Annotated in this window: 18 protein-coding genes; 11 read left to right on the top strand and 7 right to left on the bottom strand. The window is 56.9% G+C overall.

Annotation, left to right across the window (positions count from 1 at the left end):
- Positions 1 to 25: 25 nt before the first annotated feature.
- Complete coding sequence (locus tag AAC632_RS08560; RefSeq protein WP_340296887.1) at positions 26 to 1,525, bottom strand: CoA-acylating methylmalonate-semialdehyde dehydrogenase; 1,500 nt, start codon at positions 1,523 to 1,525, stop codon at positions 26 to 28.
- Positions 1,526 to 1,641: 116 nt separating this feature from the next.
- Here AAC632_RS08560 and AAC632_RS08565 point away from each other — a divergent pair, with 116 nt between their 5' ends.
- From AAC632_RS08565 to AAC632_RS08585, 5 genes are all read left to right on the top strand, one after another.
- On the top strand, positions 1,642 to 2,529 hold the full coding sequence (locus AAC632_RS08565) for a LysR family transcriptional regulator (RefSeq protein WP_340296885.1): 888 nt from the start codon (positions 1,642 to 1,644) through the stop codon (positions 2,527 to 2,529).
- Positions 2,530 to 2,605: 76 nt separating this feature from the next.
- Positions 2,606 to 3,100, top strand: a complete 495-nt coding sequence (gene coaD, locus AAC632_RS08570) for a pantetheine-phosphate adenylyltransferase (RefSeq protein ID WP_340296884.1) — start codon at positions 2,606 to 2,608, stop codon at positions 3,098 to 3,100.
- A 43-nt stretch (positions 3,101 to 3,143) separates the two neighbouring features.
- A complete protein-coding gene (locus AAC632_RS08575) occupies positions 3,144 to 3,650 on the top strand; it encodes a peptidylprolyl isomerase (protein WP_340296882.1) in 507 nt (168 codons plus the stop codon).
- Complete coding sequence (locus tag AAC632_RS08580; protein WP_340296881.1) at positions 3,643 to 4,194, top strand: peptidylprolyl isomerase; 552 nt, start codon at positions 3,643 to 3,645, stop codon at positions 4,192 to 4,194. The genes AAC632_RS08575 and AAC632_RS08580 overlap by 8 nt, the downstream gene beginning before the upstream one ends.
- 51 nt (positions 4,195 to 4,245) lie before the next feature.
- On the top strand, positions 4,246 to 6,075 hold the full coding sequence (locus AAC632_RS08585; protein ID WP_340296879.1) for an ABC-F family ATP-binding cassette domain-containing protein: 1,830 nt from the start codon (positions 4,246 to 4,248) through the stop codon (positions 6,073 to 6,075).
- Positions 6,076 to 6,105: 30 nt separating this feature from the next.
- Here the strand turns inward: AAC632_RS08585 and parE are convergent, their stop codons facing one another.
- Entirely contained in the window at positions 6,106 to 8,067 is a 1,962-nt protein-coding gene (gene parE / locus AAC632_RS08590) for a DNA topoisomerase IV subunit B (RefSeq protein ID WP_340296877.1), read from the bottom strand.
- Between the two features lie 271 nt (positions 8,068 to 8,338).
- Between parE and hemA the strand changes: the two genes are divergently transcribed.
- From hemA to ispG, 3 genes are all read left to right on the top strand, one after another.
- Positions 8,339 to 9,562 carry a 5-aminolevulinate synthase gene (gene hemA / locus AAC632_RS08595; protein WP_340296875.1) on the top strand — a complete coding sequence of 408 codons (1,224 nt, stop codon included), beginning with the start codon at positions 8,339 to 8,341 and terminating at the stop codon, positions 9,560 to 9,562.
- A gap of 151 nt (positions 9,563 to 9,713) precedes the next feature.
- A complete protein-coding gene (locus AAC632_RS08600) occupies positions 9,714 to 10,967 on the top strand; it encodes a helix-turn-helix domain-containing protein (RefSeq protein ID WP_340296873.1) in 1,254 nt (417 codons plus the stop codon).
- A 113-nt stretch (positions 10,968 to 11,080) separates the two neighbouring features.
- Entirely contained in the window at positions 11,081 to 12,208 is a 1,128-nt protein-coding gene (gene ispG / locus AAC632_RS08605; protein ID WP_340299906.1) for a flavodoxin-dependent (E)-4-hydroxy-3-methylbut-2-enyl-diphosphate synthase, read from the top strand.
- 4 nt (positions 12,209 to 12,212) lie between these two features.
- On the opposite strand, the gene speE is transcribed toward ispG, so the two are convergent.
- From speE to AAC632_RS08620, 3 genes are all read right to left on the bottom strand, one after another.
- On the bottom strand, positions 12,213 to 13,076 hold the full coding sequence (gene speE / locus AAC632_RS08610; protein WP_340296869.1) for a polyamine aminopropyltransferase: 864 nt from the start codon (positions 13,074 to 13,076) through the stop codon (positions 12,213 to 12,215).
- A gap of 68 nt (positions 13,077 to 13,144) precedes the next feature.
- The gene (speD, locus tag AAC632_RS08615; protein ID WP_340260808.1) at positions 13,145 to 13,645 is read right to left on the bottom strand and encodes an adenosylmethionine decarboxylase; all 501 of its coding nucleotides are present in this window, start codon (positions 13,643 to 13,645) and stop codon (positions 13,145 to 13,147) included.
- Between the two features lie 159 nt (positions 13,646 to 13,804).
- Positions 13,805 to 14,278: a YbaK/EbsC family protein gene (locus AAC632_RS08620; protein ID WP_340296867.1), complete on the bottom strand. Its 474-nt coding sequence runs from the start codon at positions 14,276 to 14,278 to the stop codon at positions 13,805 to 13,807.
- Positions 14,279 to 14,337: 59 nt separating this feature from the next.
- Here AAC632_RS08620 and AAC632_RS08625 point away from each other — a divergent pair, with 59 nt between their 5' ends.
- Entirely contained in the window at positions 14,338 to 17,151 is a 2,814-nt protein-coding gene (locus AAC632_RS08625; protein WP_340296866.1) for a bifunctional [glutamine synthetase] adenylyltransferase/[glutamine synthetase]-adenylyl-L-tyrosine phosphorylase, read from the top strand.
- A gap of 39 nt (positions 17,152 to 17,190) precedes the next feature.
- Positions 17,191 to 17,457 carry a hypothetical protein gene (locus AAC632_RS08630; protein ID WP_340296864.1) on the top strand — a complete coding sequence of 89 codons (267 nt, stop codon included), beginning with the start codon at positions 17,191 to 17,193 and terminating at the stop codon, positions 17,455 to 17,457.
- A gap of 4 nt (positions 17,458 to 17,461) precedes the next feature.
- On the opposite strand, the gene AAC632_RS08635 is transcribed toward AAC632_RS08630, so the two are convergent.
- The gene (locus tag AAC632_RS08635; RefSeq protein WP_340296862.1) at positions 17,462 to 18,460 is read right to left on the bottom strand and encodes a GlxA family transcriptional regulator; all 999 of its coding nucleotides are present in this window, start codon (positions 18,458 to 18,460) and stop codon (positions 17,462 to 17,464) included.
- A gap of 225 nt (positions 18,461 to 18,685) precedes the next feature.
- Between AAC632_RS08635 and AAC632_RS08640 the strand changes: the two genes are divergently transcribed.
- On the top strand, positions 18,686 to 20,071 hold the full coding sequence (locus AAC632_RS08640; protein ID WP_340296860.1) for a class II 3-deoxy-7-phosphoheptulonate synthase: 1,386 nt from the start codon (positions 18,686 to 18,688) through the stop codon (positions 20,069 to 20,071).
- Here AAC632_RS08640 and AAC632_RS08645 read toward each other — a convergent pair.
- Entirely contained in the window at positions 20,033 to 20,725 is a 693-nt protein-coding gene (locus AAC632_RS08645) for a PAS domain-containing protein (RefSeq protein WP_340296858.1), read from the bottom strand. The genes AAC632_RS08640 and AAC632_RS08645 overlap by 39 nt on opposite strands.
- Positions 20,726 to 20,820 lie beyond the last annotated feature (95 nt).

The following is a 20,820-nucleotide window of genomic DNA, read 5'->3' on the forward strand; positions in this document are numbered from 1 at the left end:
AAGTTTGGTGATTTTCGTGGCAGGATCAATCCATTGCCTTGAAGTTAAACGCAGCCCCTTCCTTGATCCCGCTTGGCCAACGCGAGGTCACGGTTTTGGTGCGGGTGTAGAAACGGAAGGAATCTGGCCCGTGCTGGTTCAAATCGCCAAAGCCTGACCGCTTCCAACCGCCAAAGGTGTGATAGGCCAAGGGAACAGGGATTGGCACGTTGATGCCAACCATCCCGATATTCACGCGGGACGCAAAATCGCGCGCTGCATCGCCGTCACGGGTAAAGATCGCGGTGCCATTGCCATATTCGTGATCCATCGCAAGACCCAAAGCCTCTTCGTAGGAAGCAGCGCGCACGGTCGACAGAACGGGGCCGAAAATCTCGGTCTTATAGATATCCATGTCGGGGGTGACGCGGTCAAACAGATGCGCGCCCACAAAGAACCCGTTTTCATAGCCTTGCAGATTGAAATCGCGGCCATCGACAACCAATTCCGCGCCCTGATCTACGCCCGTTTGCACAAGGCGCAGGATGTTTTCCTTCGCGGCTTTGGTCACAACTGGCCCGAAATCGACATCATTGCCTGCGGTATAAGGGCCAACCTTCAAGGCCTCGATCCGCGGGACAAGTTTTTCGATCAACCGATCTGCGGTTTCGTCACCTACTGGCACGGCCACGGAAATCGCCATGCAGCGTTCGCCTGCCGCCCCATAGCCCGCGCCGACCAAGGCGTCAGCGGCCTGATCCATATCGGCATCGGGCATGATGATCATATGGTTTTTCGCCCCGCCAAAGCATTGGCAGCGTTTGCCTGTTTCGGCCGCGCGGCTATAGATATATTGCGCGATTGGGGTCGACCCAACAAAGCCAACGGCCTGAATGATCTCGCTGTCCAAGATGGCATCCACAGCACCCTTATCGCCATTGATCACTTGGAACACGCCATCAGGCAAACCCGCCTCTTTCAAAAGCGCCCCCAACATCATCGGGCAGGACGGATCGCGTTCCGAAGGTTTGAGGATCATCGCGTTGCCCGATGCCAAGGCAGGGCCCAATTTCCACAAGGGGATCATGGCGGGAAAGTTAAACGGCGTGATCCCTGCAACAACGCCCAAAGGTTGGCGCATGGAATACATGTCAATGCCAGGGCCTGCGGCATCTGTGAATTCACCCTTCAGCAGATGCGGTGCGCCGATGCAAAATTCAATCACCTCTAGCCCGCGCTGAACATCGCCTTTCGCATCTGGGAAGGTCTTGCCATGTTCGCGGCTAATGGTTTCAGCCAGTTTGTCCATATCGTGGTTAAGAAGGCGCACCAATTCCATCATCACGCGCGCGCGGCGTTGTGGGTTTGTGGCACCCCACGCAATTTGCGCCTCTGCGGCGGAGGCGATCGCGCGATCCATTTCTTCCTGCGAGGCCAATGCCACCTGCGCCTGCACTTCCCCTGTTGCGGGGTTAAAGACATCCGCTGTGCGGCCTGATGTGCCCGCGACATGCGCACCGTTAATCCAGTGACCGATCTGTTCCATGATCCCACCCTTTTGTTGAAAATCTACACTTGGTGGCTCTTCTATACTTGCAATCCTGTCGGGAAAAGAGGCAGAAATCCAAATTAGTCTTGCATTTTTGCAAAATGGATGGGGCGATGAATTGGGATGATATCCGTGTCTTTCTGGCCGTTGCGCGGGCCGAAAGCCTGACAGGGGCAGGGAAAACCCTGCGGCTTGATGCAGCCACAATCGGGCGGCGTATTGCACGGCTTGAGGCGCGGCTGGGGGCCGAGCTGTTTGTGAAATCCCCGCAAGGTTATGTCCTAAGCAGTGTAGGGGAGGAGCTTTTGCCCGCAGCCGAGGCTGCCGAGGCGGCCCTTTCCGTTCCGCTTGCAGGCGGGCAGGGGCAGGCGGGGTTGTCTGGCACGGTGCGGATCGGCGCGCCTGATGGCTGCGCCAATTATTTGCTGCCACAGGTCTGCGCGGCCATTCGCGCCGATAACCCTGATCTCGACATCCAAATTCTGGCCCTGCCGCGGGTTGTGAACCTGTCCAAGCGCGAAGCGGATTTGGCGATTACTGTCAGCCCACCCGATGCGGGACGGCTTTTGGTGCAAAAGATCACCGATTACCATTTGCATTTGGCAATGCGCGCCGATCTGACGCCGCCAGATGATCTGGCCAAGGCGCGGGATCATGCGGTGGTGGGCTATATTCCCGATATGATTTTCGACAAAGAATTGGACTATCTTGGACTATTGGGGCGCGGACGGGTGCAGATGGCGTCAAATTCTGTCGCGGTGCAGTTGCAAATGCTGCGGCAAGGCGGGATTGGATTTGTGCATGATTTCGCGCTGCCATTCGCACCCGAATTGCGGATTGTGCTGAAGAATGACATCAGCCTGAAACGGGCCTTTTATCTAGTGCGCCACGAGCAAGATCGGCGCTCTGACAGGTTGGGGCGTTTTGTTGAGGCTTTGTCAGCGGGGCTGCGCGCCGAGGTGGCGCGGCTTGAAGCGGAGGCGGCGGAGCGCTGCTTTTAGCTTGCGTTTCGCGGCGCAATAATGTTGCGTGACCCCGTAATTGCGGCAGCATATGCCAAGTTTGGGAGATTTGCAGATGCGCACAGGCCTATATCCGGGCACATTCGATCCAATCACATTGGGCCATGTCGATATTATCCGCCGTGCGGCCACATTGGTTGATCGATTGGTGATTGGTGTTGCGATCAACCGCGATAAAGGCCCGCTTTTCACCCTTGAGGAACGGGTGGCTATGGTCGAGGCTGAAAGCGCGAAACTGTCACGCGCCACGGGCATTGAGATTGTCGCGTATCCCTTCGACAATCTTTTGATTGATTGCGCGCGCGAGGTTGGGGCGGGGCTTATCATCCGTGGCCTGCGTGCGGTCGCCGATTTCGAATATGAATTCCAGATGGTCGGCATGAACCGCAAACTGGATGATGAGATCAACACTGTCTTTTTGATGGCCGAGGCCGAGCATCAGGCGATTGCCTCAAAACTGGTCAAAGAAATCGCGCGGCTTGGGGGCGATGTCAGCCATTTCGTGCCGCCCGCTGTGCATCAAGCGCTAGACGCGAAATTCTCATCCTGATAGGTCAAGGCCAAAGTCAGATATCCGCAAAAGGAATAAAGGCATGGCCGAGATCAAAGACCCCGAAAACACCATCCTGATGGAGCTGAAAGAAGGCACTGTCACCATCGAATTGCTGCCCGACATTGCGCCTGCGCATTGCGCGCGCATGAAGGAATTGGCGCGTGAAGGCGCCTATGATGGTGTGATCTTTCACCGCGTGATTGACGGGTTCATGGCGCAAACGGGCGATGTTGAACATGGCAATGCCGACAAGGGTGCGAATATCCGCATGGCGGGCACGGGCGGTTCGGAAAAGCCTGATTTGCCTGCTGAATTCTCTGGCATTCCGCATGATCGCGGCACATTGGGGGCAGCGCGCTCTTCCAACCCCAATTCGGCAAACAGCCAGTTCTTTATCAATTTTAACGACAACCATTTCCTCAATCGCCAATACACCGTTTATGGCCGCGTGATTGCAGGGATGGAGCATATTGACGCGATCACCCGCGGCGAGCCGCCTGCAAACCCTGATAAAATGATCAGCGTGAAGGTGGCTGCAGATGCGTAAGCTTGGCGCAGTGATCGCCTTGTTTTTGGCAAGCCCTGCCTTTGGGGCGGGGCTAGAGATTGATATCGCGGGCGAGACGAATGGCACCATCGTCATCGACTTGTTCGAGGATGTCGCGCCAGAACATACGGCGCGGATGCTGCAACTGGCCGAAGATGGCGCTTATGATGGCGTGGTGTTTCACCGCGTGATTGATGGGTTCATGGCACAAACGGGCGATGTGGAATATGGCCGCATCGGGCAAGATATGCGCTTTGCAGGGCGGGGCGGATCCCAATATCCAGACCTGCCTGCCGAGTTTTCTGATCTCAGCTTTGAGCGGGGCGTGGTCGGCATGGCCCGAGCCGCGAACCCAGACAGCGCCAATTCGCAATTCTTCATCATGTTTGCCCCCGTGCGGCAATTGAATGGGGATTACACCGTTGTGGGCGAGGTCACATCGGGCATGGAGATTGTTGATAAGATCAAGCGTGGGCTTGGGCCAAATGGCGCTGTGATTGGCGAACCTGATCAGATGGCGGCTGTTCGGGCCATTCTTGATTGACCAAAGACAAGCCCGCCGTGTTCAGGCGAGCTTGCGTGAAAGATAGCCCCCATGGCCCGCCCCTCGCTTTTGCAGCTTTCGGATATTTCACTGACCTTTGGCGGTGATCCCATTTTTGATGGGTTGGATTTGGTTGTGCATCAGGGGGATCGCGTGGCGCTCGTTGGGCGCAACGGGTCGGGCAAATCGACCTTGATGAAGGTCATGGCGGGGTTGATTGAACCTGACACAGGCAGCATCACAAGCCCGCAAGGCACCTCGGTCGGCTATATGGAACAAGAGCCCGATTTTACGGGTTTTGCCACATTGGGTGATTTTGCCACGGCCACGCTTGGCCCAAGCGAAGCGTGGCGGGTCGAGGCCTTGGCCGATGGTCTTAAGCTGCGCCTTGACGCTGATCCTGCCAAGGCGTCTGGCGGGGAGCGCCGCCGCGCAGCCCTTGCACGGCTTTTGGCCGAAGAGCCTGATACCATGCTCTTGGACGAACCCACCAACCATCTTGATATCGAGGCCATCGGATGGCTCGAGGCGCGGCTTGCAGAAACCCGCACAGCCTTTGTCGTGATCTCGCATGACCGTGCGTTTTTGAACGCCTTGACCCGCGCCACCTTATGGGTGGATCGCGGGCAGGTGCGCCGCAATGAGCAAGGCTTTGCCAGCTTTGAGGCGTGGCGCGATAAGGTTTGGGACGAGGAAGACACAGCGCGCCACAAATTGGATCGCAAAATCAAATCCGAGGCCCGTTGGGCCGTTGAGGGGATCAGTGCACGGCGCAAACGCAATCAGGGCCGTGTGCGCGCTTTGGCTGATTTGCGCGCAGAACGCGCTGCAATGATCCGCCGTCAATCCACCGCCGCCATGGTGTTGGAGGAGGGGCCGCAATCTGGCCGCAAGGTGATCGAAGCCAAGGGAATTTCAAAATCCTTTGGAGACACGCAAATTCTGAAACCCTTTGATCTGCGCATTTTGCGCGGGGATCGGGTGGGGTTTGTCGGCCCAAATGGCGCAGGCAAAACCACGCTTTTGAATATGCTGACTGGCCAACTTGCCCCTGACACGGGGCATGTCACCTTGGGCAAAGGCCTTGAGATGGCGGTATTTGACCAAAACCGCGCAGGATTGAACCCTCAGGCCAGTCTGTGGGATAGCCTGACCTTGGATCGTGAGATTGCCGTGAATGGATCCTCTGATCAGGTCATGGTGCGCGGCAGCCCCCGCCATGTGATGGGCTATCTCAAAGATTTCCTGTTTGACGAGGCGCAAGCGCGCGCGCCTGTGCGCTCCCTCTCGGGGGGCGAGCGGGCGCGGTTGATGCTTGCCAAAATCATGGCACGCGAAAGCAATCTTTTGATCTTGGATGAGCCGACCAATGATCTGGATGTCGAGACATTGGATTTGCTGCAAGATCTGCTTGGTGACTATGCGGGCTCGGTTCTTTTGGTCAGCCATGACCGCGATTTTTTGGATCGGGTTGCCACCAGCACGGTTGTCCTTGAGGGGCAGGGCCGTGCGCAGGCCTATGCAGGGGGATGGAGCGATGCCTTGGCCCAAGGGGCGCGGATTGGGGCCGCGCAAGAGGATCGCGAAGCATCGCCTGCCGCAAAATCAGGCTCTGATCGGGTGGCGTCATATGCAGGTGCAAAACCCACTGCGGGTCTTAGTTTCACGGAAACTCATCGTCTAAAGGAATTGCCATTGGTGATTGCGCGGCTTGAGGCGGAAATGGGCAAGCTGTCTGAATTGCTGTCTGACCCTGATCTCTACACGCGCGAGCCTGTCAAATTCGCCAAAGCGACCGAGGCATTGGCCGAACGACAGGCGAAACTTGCGGCTGCCGAAGAAGAATGGCTGCTGCTTGAGGAAAAGGCGCAAGGGGTGTGAGCGCCCAAACGGCGCTAATATTCGACAGGGTTAAACGTCCAATTCCTCAACAAAGCGCGCATTATCTTGGATATATTGGAACCGCAATTCGGGCTTTTTGCCCATCAAACGTTCCACCAGATCCCCGGTTTCGCCGGGCGTGTCCTCATCCACTGTGACACGGATCAACTTGCGCGATGCGGGATCCATCGTGGTTTCCTTCAGGTCTTTGGCGTCCATCTCGCCCAGACCCTTAAATCGGCTTACATCTATCTTACCGCGCCCGCCTAAGCCACGCGTCATCCAACTCTCTTTCTCGGCCTCATCAAGGGCATAGACCCGATGCGCGCCTTGGGTCAGGCGGAACAAGGGCGGGCAGGCGAGATAGAGATGGCCCTGATCAATCATCGGACGCATCTGGGTGAAGAAAAATGTCATCAAGAGCGAGGCGATATGCGCCCCATCGACATCGGCATCGGTCATGATGATGATTTTGTCATAACGCAAATCTTCAACATTGAATTTCGTGCCCATCGACACGCCAAGCGCCTGACACAGATCGTTGATCTCTTGGTTTTGGCCCATTTTGGAGGAGGCCGCACCAAGCACGTTCAAAATTTTACCACGCAAAGGCAGCAGGGCTTGGGTCTTGCGGTCACGGGCCATTTTGGCAGACCCGCCCGCACTGTCGCCTTCCACGATGAACAATTCTGTGCCTACGCGGTTTGTAGCCGAACAATCGACCAATTTGCCCGGCAGGCGCAGGCGCTTGGTGGCAGATTTGCGCTGCGTTTCTTTTTCTTGTCTGCGGCGCAGGCGTTCTTCGGCGCGTAGGATTAGAAAATCGAGGATCGCCCCCGCTGATTTGGTATCTGCGGCCAACCAATTGTCAAAGCGGTCGCGCACCGCGCCTTCGACCATGCGCGCCGCGTCGGTGGTGGCAAGGCGGTCTTTCGTCTGCCCGACAAATTCGGGCTCAGCGATAAAGCATGACACCAGCGCACACCCGCCCGCAGTCAAATCTTCGCGTGTGATGTTCGCGGCCTTGCGATTGCCCGCCAATTCGCCATAGGCGCGAATGCCCTTCAGGATTGCCGCCCAAAATCCAGCCTCATGGGTGCCGCCCTCTGGCGTGGGAACGGTGTTACAATAAGATTGGATGAACCCATCGCGTGCCGGTGTCCAATTGATCGCCCATTCGACCGAACCCGCCGCACCGAAGCGTTCTTGAAACTCTACCTTGCCCGCAAAGGGAGCTTGCGCATAGGTCGCGGCATTTCCCAAAACCTCGCCCAGATAATCGGCCAAGCCGCCCGGGAAATGGAACGTGGCCTCTTGTGGGGTTTCGCCGTCATCAATTGCGGATTTCCAACGAATTTCCACGCCTGAAAACAAATAGGCCTTAGAGCGCACCATTTTGAAAAGGCGGGCAGGCTTAAAGCGATGGCTGCCAAAGATTTGTTCATCGGCATGAAAGCTGACTTGCGTGCCGCGCCGATTGGGGGCCGCGCCAAGGTTCTGCAATCCCCCTTGGGGCAGGCCGCGCGAGAATTCTTGCGCGTACAGCGTGCGATTTCGGGCCACCTCGACCCGCAAATGATCGGAAAGCGCATTCACGACCGATGCCCCAACCCCGTGCAAACCGCCCGAGGTTTGATAGGCCTTGCCCGAAAACTTACCGCCCGCGTGGAGGGTGCATAAAATTACCTCAAGCGCGGATTTGTCGGGGAATTTGGGATGCGGATCAATCGGCATCCCGCGGCCATTGTCGCGGATTGTGACGGTGTAATCTGCGGCCAGTTCAATCTCAATCCGATTGGCATGGCCAGCGACAGCCTCGTCCATCGAGTTGTCAAGGATTTCTGCCACCAAATGGTGCAAGGCGCGTTCATCGGTGCCGCCAATATACATGCCCGGGCGCTTGCGGACGGGTTCCAACCCTTCCAACACCTCAATAGATGAGGCGTCATAGGCCTGTTCCGAGGCCGCTTGGCCCAAAAGATCATCCGCCATGCTCTGCTCAATCACATTTTTGCTTTACGATTTTGCCTATATTGGCAGCTTTATCTCGCGGCGAAAAGCCAAAAACGGCCTTGCAAACCACTACATCTTGGACGCTTGAGCGTGTTTGCATGTCAATCAAATCTAAATTTGCGCCAGATCAAATAAAGGCGCGCGTCAATTTGTTACTTGGATTTTCAACAGCGAAGGGACTATTTGACACGCAACGCTGGCCGTTACCCCCTAAACTACTGCCTGCGCGCGGAAATGTAAGGAGACGAGTGTGGAATATAACAACGCCCTTAATCATGCCTTGGATAGCCTTCACAACGAGGGTCGCTATCGCACGTTCATTGATATTGAACGCCGCAAGGGACAATTTCCGCACGCAACTTGGACGCGGCCCGATGGCAGCCAGCAGGATATCACAGTCTGGTGTGGCAATGATTATTTGGGCATGGGGCAACACCCTGTCGTTTTGAACGCTATGCACGAGGCGCTTGACGCCACAGGCGCAGGGTCTGGCGGCACGCGCAACATTTCAGGTACCACTGTCTATCACAAGCACCTTGAGGCGGAATTGGCCGATTTGCACGACAAAGAGGCGGCGCTTGTGTTCACCTCTGCCTATATTGCCAATGATGCAACCCTCTCGACCCTGCAGCGGCTGTTTCCGGGTCTGATCATCTATTCGGATGAGTTGAACCACGCCTCTATGATTGAGGGCATTCGCCGCAATGGCGGGGCAAAGCGCGTGTTCAAACACAATGATCTTGCTGATTTGCGTGCCAAACTGGCGGCAGATGATCCTGCTGCGCCAAAATTGATTGCCTTTGAATCGGTCTATTCAATGGATGGCGATTTTGGCCCGATTTCGGGGATCGTAGAATTGGCCGAGGAATTCGGCGCCTTGACCTATTTGGACGAGGTTCACGCGGTGGGGATGTATGGCCCACGCGGGGGCGGGGTGGCCCAAAAACTGGGCTTGTCGGATCGTATCGACATTATCAATGGCACGCTTGGCAAAGCCTATGGTGTGATGGGCGGATATATCGCGGCATCGGCCAAAATGTGTGATGCTGTGCGCTCCTATGCGCCGGGTTTCATTTTTACAACATCACTGCCACCTGTGGTTGCAGCGGGCGCTGCCGCTTCGGTTGCGCATCTCAAGACGGATCAGGCCCTGCGCGATCTGCATCAAGAGCGCGCAGCGGTTCTGAAACTGCGCCTAAAGGGGATGGGCCTGCCCATCATTGATCACGGTAGCCACATTGTGCCAGTGATCGTACGTGACCCTGTTCATACCAAGAAAATCTCGGATATGCTTTTGCAGGATCACGGGATTTATGTGCAGCCCATCAATTTCCCAACTGTTCCCCGCGGGACAGAACGGTTACGCTTTACCCCAAGCCCTGTGCATGACCCCAAAATGATGGATGCTTTGGTGCATGCCATGGATCGCCTCTGGAGCCATTGTGCGCTGAATCGTGCCGAGTTGGCGGGTTAATACACAATAAGTTTATCACCTAGCCTAGCTTATGCTATTGTGTGATTGGGGGATGACGGGGCCGATACGAATCGGCCTTCTAATATATGGGCAACGGAAAAGTAGTTTTGGCCAGAAACTGCATCCAAGGGCAGGTTGAGCGGGGCGCCAAATGGGGCATGATGAGACGGGGATGATGGGGGCATCAACAGAAGAATTGCACAGCGAATTGCTGATGGATGTGCCTTTGGGCGATCTGATGCGCGGTGAACGCGCAACCATGGGTAAATCGCTACAGGATGTTGAGGCGGATTTGCGGATCCGTGCCTCATGTATCGCCGCTATCGAAAACGCAGATTTAACGGTCTTTACCTCGCGCGGGTTTATCGCGGGTTATGTGCGGTCATATGCGCGGTATCTCGGTCTTGACCCTGAATGGGTGTTTTCGCGGTTTTGCGAGGAAACAGGGTTTTCAGGGGTCAGCGGGTTCTCTCCCGAGGTGGATCGCACCGCGCGCATACCGCAGAAAATTGAAATGCCCAAAGGCCAGATGGGCGGCCTGCAAGAAGACCGCCGCTTTTCAAAGCGCCATGTTTTATACGACACGGATGACGGGTTTCTCCCTCGACTTGAGGCGGGCGCGCTTGGCTCGCTTTTTGTCTTGTCGGTGGTTTTGCTTGGCGTGGGCTATGGCGCGTGGGTCTTGCTCAATGATTTTCAGCGCGTTCAATTCGCACCTGTCGCTGATACGCCCGTTGCATTAACAGCGCTTGACCCGCTGCCCTTGCCGCAAAACACAACCAGCGATTTGACCGATGCAAGCCCCGCTCTGCCCGCCCAAGAAGAGACGCGCGACAGTGCCGCGATAGAGCGTCTTTATCGCCCCACCTTGCTTGAGGCCCCGGTCTTGGTGCCGCGCGACCGCGCCATCAGCACCTTGAACCCCTCAACCACAGGGGCTTTTGCCCGCGATAACAGCCCCGTCTTGCGCCCCGATGATATCTCGCGCGCGATTGCCGCCGCAGGAGGGGGGGAGGCCTCACCGACCGCCTCAACCAGCAATCCGCCCGTGACCCAAGAGCCGCGCGATGAGGTCGTCCTGTTTGCTGTGCGCCCCTCATGGATCAGGATCACCACGACCGATGGCACCGTTCTTTTTGAGGGCACGTTGAATGCGGGCGATAGTTATACCGTCCCCGTCATGGATGAGGAGCCCGTGCTGCGCGCAGGCAATTCAAGTGCGCTTTATTTTGCGCTGAACTCTGTCACCTTTGGCCCTGCGGGTGAAGGCAGCAGTGTGATTAAGGATGTGCCGATTTCTGCCGATCAGATTCAAACCCGCTATCCCATTGCAAGCGCGGCCTCTGATCCACAATTGCCCGAAGTGGCGCAATTGGTTCTCGAGCGCCTGGCGCAAGGCGAATAAATCGGGGGCCTGTTCGCGCTCTGCGTGTCCAAGCATTGTGCAATCGGTGGCAAGGGCTTATCTTGCGCGGTGAAATGTCTTTGCGATGCGACAAGATAAAGGTCACACTCCCCATGTCTCATAATCCGATACGCCCTTGGCGCAATATCGACCGCCGCAAAAGCCGTCAGATTCATGTAGGCTCTGTGCCAGTTGGGGGGGATGCACCGATTTCCGTGCAAACCATGACCAACACCCCCACCACTGATATAAGGGCGACCATCGCACAGGTTCAGGCCTGTGCCGAGGCAGGCGCCGATATCGTGCGCGTCTCCGTGCCAGATGAGGCCAGCTCAAAGGCGCTGAAAGAGATTGTGCGCGAAAGCCGCGTGCCAATCGTTGCAGATATCCATTTCCACTATAAGCGCGGCATTGAGGCGGCAGAGGCAGGCGCGGCCTGTTTGCGGATCAATCCTGGCAATATTGGCGATGCAACCCGTGTGCGCGAGGTGATCAAGGCCGCCCGTGATCATAATTGCTCGATCCGTATCGGGGTGAATGCAGGCTCCTTGGAAAAGCATTTGCTTGAGAAATATGGCGAACCTTGCCCTGAGGCAATGATTGAATCAGGTCTCGATCACATTCGGATCTTGCAAGATAATGATTTTCACGAGTTCAAAATCTCGGTAAAAGCGTCCGATGTGTTTTTGGCGGCTGCGGCTTATCAAGGTCTGGCTGAGGCCACCGATGCCCCCATCCATTTGGGCATCACTGAAGCAGGCGGTTTGACCTCTGGCACGATCAAATCTGCACTTGGTTTGGGCAGCCTGCTGTGGATGGGGATTGGCGACACGATCCGTGTCAGCCTTTCTGCCGATCCTGTGCAAGAGGTGAAAGTTGGCTATGAGATCCTCAAATCCTTGGGCCTGCGCCATCGCGGAGTGAATATCATTTCCTGCCCATCTTGCGCGCGTCAGGGCTTTGATGTGATCAAAACAGTCGAGGCTTTGGAAAAGCGTCTTGAGCATATCAAAACCCCGATGAGCCTTTCGATTATCGGCTGTGTGGTCAACGGGCCGGGCGAGGCGCTGATGACCGATGTGGGCTTTACAGGCGGCGGTGCTGGGTCAGGTATGGTCTATCTTGCAGGCAAACAAAGCCACAAGCTGAACAATGACCAAATGATCGACCATATCGTAGAGCAGGTCGAAAAAAAGGCCGCCCAACTTGAGGCGGCCCAGAAAACCGAAGCGGCGGAATAACCCCTTAGGGGATCAGACGCGCCACATAGGGGGGCAGGGCGAACGCGCCGCGATGCACCTCGGGGGTATAATAATCTGTGCTGATCCCTGCCGCTTTGAACCGCGCCTCAAGGGTGGTAAGATCAACATGCCGCGCGTTACTGTCACTGCCCCAGCCAAAGGCCATAGGCCCGCCTGCATAGGTCGGAATGCTCGCCAGATAGCAGCTGTAATCAGAAAATAGCGTCTTGAAGGCCCGCATTGTGCCTGTCAGCTCATCCCCTTGCAGGAACGGAACCCCGTTTTGCGTGACCAAAATCCCACCTTCGGCCAAACGCGCCTTGGCGTGGCCGTAGAAATGATCGGTAAAGAGAACCTCACCGGGGCCAACGGGATCAGTGCTGTCGATGATGATGACATCATAGACATCCGCGTTTTGTTTCATGAACACGGCACCATCATTGATCACAAGATCAAGGCGGAGGTCATCAAAGGCCCCATCTGAAATAGCGGCCAGATATTTCTTGGAAAAATCCACCACGCCCGCGTCAATCTCGACCATGGTCACCTGTTCGATACTGTCATGTTTCAGTACCTCGCGCGCCATGCCACCATCGCCGCCGCCCACAATCAGCACGCGCTTGGCGGCCCCATGGGCCAAGATCGGCACATGGGTCAGCATTTCATGATAGATGAAATTATCCGCTTCAGTCACCTGCACCACGCCATCAAGCGTTAAGATGCGCCCGAAAGTGGGGTTTTCAAACACGCGTAGGCGTTGGTGATCGGTTTCGCTGTCATAATGCATTTGCGCCACGCGCAAGGCTTGCCCGTGATCTTGGTGCAGACGCTCAACGCTCCAATCGCGCGTGGTTTCAGGATCGCTCATCGGCGGCCTCCTTTCGGGCAGTTTGGGGCAGAGGGAGGGGCGGGGTTTCACCGCCCCTGCACGCGCAGCTATGCCGCAGCAATCGCCTCGGTCACCAGGCCTTCGCCGCGCAGCAATTCTGTGACGCGCACATCTTGCGTGCCAAAGGCCGCTTTAAGCACATCCACCGCGCGCCATGGTTCGGCATCGCCGCACATAAAGACGTCAAATGCGCCATAGCCAATCTCGGGCCATGTATGCACGGAGATGTGGCTTTCCGCCAAAACCGCCACACCCGACACGCCTTGGGGGCTGAATTTGTGGGTATGAATGTGCAGAAGCGTTGCCCCACATTCGCGCACGCAGTCGCGAAATGCAGTTTGAATCCGCGCCTCATCATCAAGGCCATGGCCATTGACGACTTCAAGGATCAGATGCGTGCCCGCGAAAACGCGGCCATCGCGGCGAATGAAGTGATCATCGCGTGTTTCATCGAACACGCTTCGGTCAGCCGAAAGGCTGTGAGTGTCTTCCGCATGGGCGCCTGTCTCCAGACCAGTCCCCAGTTGGAAGAGGTCGGCGCTAGACATAGCACGCCCCCTTCTTACCAGCAGATTGATGTGGTGGGCCCTTAGCGCCCCCCCGCTGGTGGCAGCGAGGTTGGGATCGGCACCCGGTTCGTACGAGGGCCACCTAGTGCGTCATGTTTCCCATTTCAAGGAAAATCTTGGCATATGTTCTGATTCTTTTTATTCGGCCACGAAATCGGCCTGTTTCGCCCCGGTCAGTCGCAAAAGCTGTTCGGGGGAGATGCCGAAAATATGGCGCGGTGTGCCTGCCGCCGCGTATACCAAATCAAAGGCTAAAAGCCGCGGGTCAAACCATATGCGCAAGGGGCTCAGATGCCCGACAGGGGCCACGCCCCCGATTGCAAAGCCCGTGACACGGCGAATCGTGTCGGCATCCGCCCGCGCCAAGGCGCAACGAGTCAGGGCTTTGGCCCGCGAGGGATCGACCTGATTACCGCCTGCGGTGATGAACAAAACCAACTCACCGCTCGCGACCTCGCGGAATATGATTGATTTCGCAATTTGATCGATTTGGCATTGCGCCGCACGCGCCGCATCTTCGGCGGTGCGGGTGCCTTCGGCCATCTCAAAGATCACAGGCTCTAGCCCCGCCCTCTCTAGGGCATGGGCCACGCGGGCAAGGCTTTTGCTCATGCGCATTCCCTTCTATCATCTGTCACAACCTTTGAGCGCAAACGCATGATAATGACAAGATGACCCAAAACGCCGCCCCCTTCGCCACTCGGATCACCCGCGCCCCCCTTGCCTATGACGGCGCCTTGGCGACAGGTCTATTCGCGGATCTGCCCCAATTGAACGACCTTGCGCCTGAACTGCGCGAGGTCATCCATGGCGTTGCCGGATGTGCGCCTTATCTGGCGGGCCTGATCCGCCGCGAAGTCGATTGGTTAATCCCCACCCTCAGCGCCGCGCCTGAGGCGGGTATGGCTGCAATTCTGGCAGAGGCGGCCGCCTTGGGGGCCAGTGATCTGGATGCGGGGCTGCGCCGCCTCAAACGCCGCGCCGCGATCCTTGTGGCTTTGGCCGATTGTGGCGGTGTTTGGGATTTGTTGACCACCACGGCCCTCTGGTCGCAATTCGCCGATGCCTGTGTGCAGGCGGCGCTACGGGTTCATGTTGGGGCCGAGGCGCGGCGCGGACGCATTCCGACCCAAACCGAGGAGGATGCGCTGCGCGATGGCGCGGGAATGGTGGCGCTTGCGATGGGGAAAATGGGGGCGGGGGAGTTGAATTATTCCTCTGACATTGACCTGATCTGCCTCTTTGATGAGACAAGATTCGATGCAGGTGATGAGATGGAGGCGCGCACAGGGTTCGTTCGCGCAACCCGCCGCATTGCCGCAAGTTTGGGGGAAATCACATCCGAAGGTTATGTGTTCCGCACTGATCTTCGGCTGCGCCCTGATGCCTCTGTGACGCCCGTCTGTATCTCAATGGCTGCGGCTGAACGCTATTACGAGGCGGAGGGACGAAATTGGGAGCGCGCCGCATATATCAAGGCGCGCGCTGCCGCAGGTGATCTTGCGGCAGGGGAGCGGTTCTTGAAAACCCTCACCCCTTTCGTGTGGCGCAAGCATTTGGATTTCGCCGCTATCCGTGACACCCAAGACATGCGCCAGCGCATTCGCGACCATAACGGCCTGCATGGGTTCACCCTTGAGGGGCATAATATGAAACTGGGGGCGGGCGGCATTCGTGAGATCGAATTTTTTGCCCAGACCCGCCAATTGGTGGCGGGTGGCAGAGATCCCGATTTGCGGATGCGGCGCACGGTTGATACTTTGGCCGCCTTGGCCAAGAAATCATGGGTTGATCCAGAAGTCACAGAAAGCCTGACCGCGCATTACATCGCGCATCGCGAGGTCGAGCATCGTTTGCAGATGATCCATGACGCGCAGACGCACAGCTTGCCCAAATCGCCCGAAGGGTTTGCGCGGCTTGCGGCCTTTATGGGCGGGGGCGATGTCGCCGCATTTCGTGCCGCGCTTCTGGCGCGATTGCACGCAGTTGATGACGCCTGCGAGCCGTTTTACACACTGCAAAAGCAAGCTGAGATTGAACATGAAGATGTCACTCTTACTCCCTCACAAATTGAGATTTTATCACGTTGGCCGGGCTATTCCTGTTTGCGCGCATCACGCGGGCGCGAGATTTTCGAACAGATCAAACCCGCCCTATTGACCAAGCTGATGAAATCCGCAAATCCAGATGAAAGCCTTTCAAATTTTGATAGCTTTCTCAGAGGCTTGCCTGCGGGTGTTCAACTATTTTCTTTATTCCAATCAAACCCGTCATTGATTGATCTTTTGGCCGATATCTGCGCAACGGCGCCCGCGCTTTCCATATACTTATCGCGCAATGCTAAAGTTCTAGATGCGGTTCTCAGCGGTGGGTTCTTTGCGCCATGGCCCGCACGGGGCGAATTGATGCAATCTCTCAGCAGCGCGCTTGAAGGGCTTGATTATGAAGGACAGTTGGACGCTGCGCGCCGTTGGCTGAAAGAATGGCATTTCCGTGTTGGGGTGCATCACCTGCGCGGCCTGATTGAGGCCGAAGAAGCGGCCAAGCAATATACCGGTTTGGCCGATGTGGTGATTGCCTGTTTCTGGCCTTTGGTCTGTGCAGAATTGGTCAAAAAACATGGGGTCGCGCCGGGTCGTGGCGGGGTTGTTTTGGCCATGGGGAGCCTTGGGGCTGCGCGGCTCACGGCGGGGTCGGATTTGGATTTGATCGTCATTTATGACGCGGGTGGTGTTGAGATGACGGATGGCCCGCGCCCATTGGACGCGCGGGGGTGGTTCTCGAAGGCGACAAAAATGCTGATCACCGCACTCTCCGCACCGACATCAGAGGGGCGGCTTTACGAGGTTGATATGCGTCTGCGACCCTCAGGCCGCAAGGGGCCCGTTGCGACATCGTTGGAGGCCTTCACGCATTATCAAATGAATGAGGCATGGGGGTGGGAGCATATGGCCCTCACCCGCGCACGGGTTGTTGCAGGCGATGCAAGCCTTGGCGCAGATGTCGAAGCCACGCGGATGCAGGTGATCCAAACCCCGCGCAAGCCAAGCACAATCATCGCGGATTTGGCCGATATGCGCCAACGCCTTGCGGCGGCAGGGCGCAAGGGCAGCACCTTTGACGTCAAGGCGGGCATGGGCGGTATGCAGGATATTGACCTGATCGGGCAGGCGGGCGCGCTGATCGCGGGTAGTGCGGCCCGCGCCACTGCGCGCCATCTGAGCGCAGCGGCCAAATGCGGTTGGCTGACCCAAGCCGAAGCGGAGGCCTTATCCGCCGCGCATGCGCTATTTTCTCGTGCGGCGCAGGCTGCGCGCCTCTTGACGGATGCGCCGCTTGATCCAAGTGATATCGGGCAGGGTGGGCTAGAGTTTCTGGTGCGCGCCACAGGCCACTCGGATCGCGCCAGTTTGGAAATTGCGCTTGACGCTGGCCGCGTGGAATCTGTCGCAATTATCGAGGCCGCTTTGACGCGCAAGCCCTAGATCGGCCAAGGGCATATGGGATGCAGGAGTTTCGGTGTTATGAAGGGCGATATCTTTGATCCAAAGGCGCTGATCCGCGAGGCCTATCGCATCGAGGGGATCACGCGGGGCGAATGCCGCACGATTTTCATGGATTGGGCATTGTCCATCACCGCGGATGACCCCAAAACCTATATTCGCCATCTGCTTGAGCAATATGCAGCCGAAGATAAAGCGCACCCGATGAGCGAAACCCTGCGCGAGGCGCTTGAACAAGCCCCGCGCGCTGTGCGCCGTGGGGGACGCGCCGCACGGGTGGGGCAATAAGGTATTATTTGACGATCATGTCAGGTTTGCTCGCATGGATGCCCCGCTCGCGATAGGGGGTGGTGTCATATTGCGCCCGATAGCATTTTGAAAAATGCGAGGGGGATGCAAAGCCGCAGGCCAATGCCACATTGATCACGCTCATATCGGTTTGCATCAGCAGATTGCGCGCTTTGGCAAGGCGCAATTCCATATAATATCGCTTGGGGCTGCGGCTCAGGTAACGGCGGAACAATCGCTCTAATTGGCGCGTGGACATTCCGACTTCTTTGGCCAAACTTGCCGGGCTGATCGGGTCTTCGATATTATGCTCCATCATCCGAATAACTTGGCTGAGTTTTGGATGACGCACGCCGATGCGGGTTGGAATTGACAGGCGCTGCGTGTCTTGGTCGGTGCGGATCGAGGTATAGATCAACTGATCAGCCACCAAATTCGCCAATTCTTCGCCGTGATCATTGGCGATGATTTTCAGCATCAAATCAATCGAGGCGGTGCCGCCTGCGGTGGTGATGCGGTTGCCATCAATCACAAAGACCGATTTTGTCAGGGTGACGTCTTCGAATTCTTCGGAAAAGCTGTCTTGGTTTTCCCAATGGATCGTGGCGCGTTTGCCGTCCAACAGCCCCGCCTTGGCCAAAGTATAGCCTGCGGTGCACAGCCCGCCCACAACCGAACCGCGCCGCGCCTCGCGCCGCAACCAGTTGAGAATGCGCTTGGTTGTGGCGGATTGCACATCAATCCCGCCGCACAGCATAATTGTGTCTTCGCGGGTCAGCTCTTCGAGATCGATATCTAGCTTATAGCCGATCCCCGCAGAGCAATACGCAACCTCGCCCCCATCCCCCGCCAAGGCCCATTCATAGAGTGTGCGTCCCGACATCCGATTGGCAATGCGCAAGGCTTCGACCGCCGAGGCAAAGCAGAGCATCGTAAAGCGATCCAACAGCACGAAAACATAGCGTTTCGCGGCGTCTGCATGGCGGGGGGTCGGTCTGCTCATCTCCAGAGTCCTTTGAACAAAGCCACAATCATTAAATATCGCACCGAGGCGCATATCACGATGCAACCTTATGTGGTCGTTTCTCTAGCGAAACCACCAAATTGCGCGCGCCGCAAGCCCTCCTTTTGATCCATAGCTTGCGAAATTGCCATTGGACGCGGGGGGTTTCCGCGTCTATAAGCAGGCCGAAATCGTAATTTTTATGGAAGACCGAAGGAGGCTCCCATGGGTGCTGAAGCCGCACAAACATGGACGAAATCTAGCTGGCGCAGCAAGCCGCGCGTGCAGATGCCTGATTATCCTGATCAGGCAGCATTGGCGGCGGTTGAGGCGCAGCTTGGTAAATATCCTCCTCTGGTGTTTGCGGGTGAGGCGCGCCGCCTCAAAGCCGCGCTTGGCAAAGCGGCCCGTGGTGAGGCGTTTTTGCTGCAAGGGGGCGATTGCGCCGAAAGCTTTGCTGAATTTTCGGCAGATTCCATTCGCGACACCTTCAAAGTCATGCTGCAAATGGCGATGGTCTTGACCTATGGCGCCAAGGTTCCTGTGGTCAAAGTGGGCCGTATGGCAGGGCAATTCGCCAAGCCGCGCTCGGCGCCCACCGAGGTGATCAACGGGGTCGAGTTGCCCTCTTATCGCGGTGATATCATCAACGAGTTGGCCTTTACGCCTGAGGCGCGCATTCCTGACCCTGCCAAGATGTTGCAGGCCTATACGCAGGCTGCCGCCTCGCTAAACCTGTTGCGGGCTTTCTCAACGGGTGGTTTCGCAGATATCGAACGGGTGCATAGCTGGACCTTGGGCTTTACCGATCACGATGACGCGGAGAGATACCGCGACATGGCCAATCATATCCAAGATAGCCTTGATTTCATGCGCGCGGCTGGCATCAGCCCACAGACCACACATGAATTGCACAGTGTCGATTTCTACACGAGCCATGAGGCGCTGTTGTTGGAATATGAGGAAGCCCTGTGTCGGATTGACTCGACCACGGGCAAACCGATTGCAGGCTCGGGTCATATGATTTGGATTGGCGACCGCACCCGTCAGCCAGAGGGCGCGCATGTTGAATTCTGTGCAGGGGTGCAAAACCCGATTGGTCTGAAATGCGGCCCAACAACCACCGAGGATGATCTGAAAATCCTTATGGATATTTTGAACCCAGAAAATGAGGTAGGCCGCCTGACATTGATTGCGCGCTTTGGTGCGGGCAAGGTTGGCGATCATCTGCCACGCCTTGTGCGCACGGTGCAATCGCACGGGGCAAATGTGGTCTGGAGCTGTGACCCGATGCACGGCAACACGATCAAATCGGCCAGTGGGTTTAAGACGCGGCCCTTCGACTCGGTTTTGCGGGAGGTGCAGGAATTCTTTGCCATCCACCGCGCCGAAGGCACCATTCCGGGCGGGGTGCATTTCGAGATGACAGGCAAAGATGTCACCGAATGCACAGGTGGCGTGCGCGCTGTGAGCGATGAGGATCTCTCAAGCCGCTATCACACGGCCTGTGACCCGCGCCTCAATGCCAGCCAGTCGCTTGAATTGGCCTTCTTGGTGGCGGAGGAATTGTCCTCAACCCGCCGTGATGCGGCGGCAGCGGCGGCGGGATAAAACCCCGCCGCGCTTATAAACTAGCCTGCGCGCCCCCCCTGACAGGACGCGCAGATAGGGCACTTTGGTGGGTTTCATGCCCATATGAGGCGGCGGCGTTATAGCCGCCGTTTCTGCATGAAGCGGGTGCAGATCCGTGCGCTCAATCTCAAACCGATAGGGCGCATGGTTAAGCGGCCCTTTGGTCACAAAAGCCCCAATGGCGCGATCAATCATGCCCGAGGCGCTTTGCAAGGGCAAAAGGATCATGCGCGCCAAAACGGGTGGCTCAATCCCGCTATAGCTGCTTTGCAGTCTTATATCCAATTCCGCAGGCCCCGCGAAAACAGGCTCGACCGCAGCGGCAAAGCGCGGGCGTTCATTATAGGCAAAAAAAAACCGCAGCGGCATTCCGCGCAGTTCCATCCCCATAACATCGCATAAATGCGTGCCGCCCAGTTTCAGGCGCAAAATCTCGCCGCCGAGATTTCCCACCAAAAACACGAATGGCAGGGCCGCGCTTAAGATATGCGGCTGCACATCGCGTGCTTTGGGTGGTTGGTGGACGGTGTCACGCAAACTGTGCCAATGCTGTCGCAATCGCGTGAACGCCATATGGTGATCAAGGGTTTCGTCCTTGTCACGCGCGGCATCGCCAAAATAATAATTCCCCATCGTTTTCCCCTATCCTCAACGGGTTCGATACGCCTGCTGCATACCCCTATGCGGCGGATCGAAGGTTTATGTGCTGAGGTGTGTTACCTCGGGCA

This window comes from Roseobacter sp. HKCC-CH-9351, assembly GCF_037830295.1.
In the GTDB taxonomy this organism is placed as follows: Bacteria; Pseudomonadota; Alphaproteobacteria; order Rhodobacterales; family Rhodobacteraceae; genus M30B80.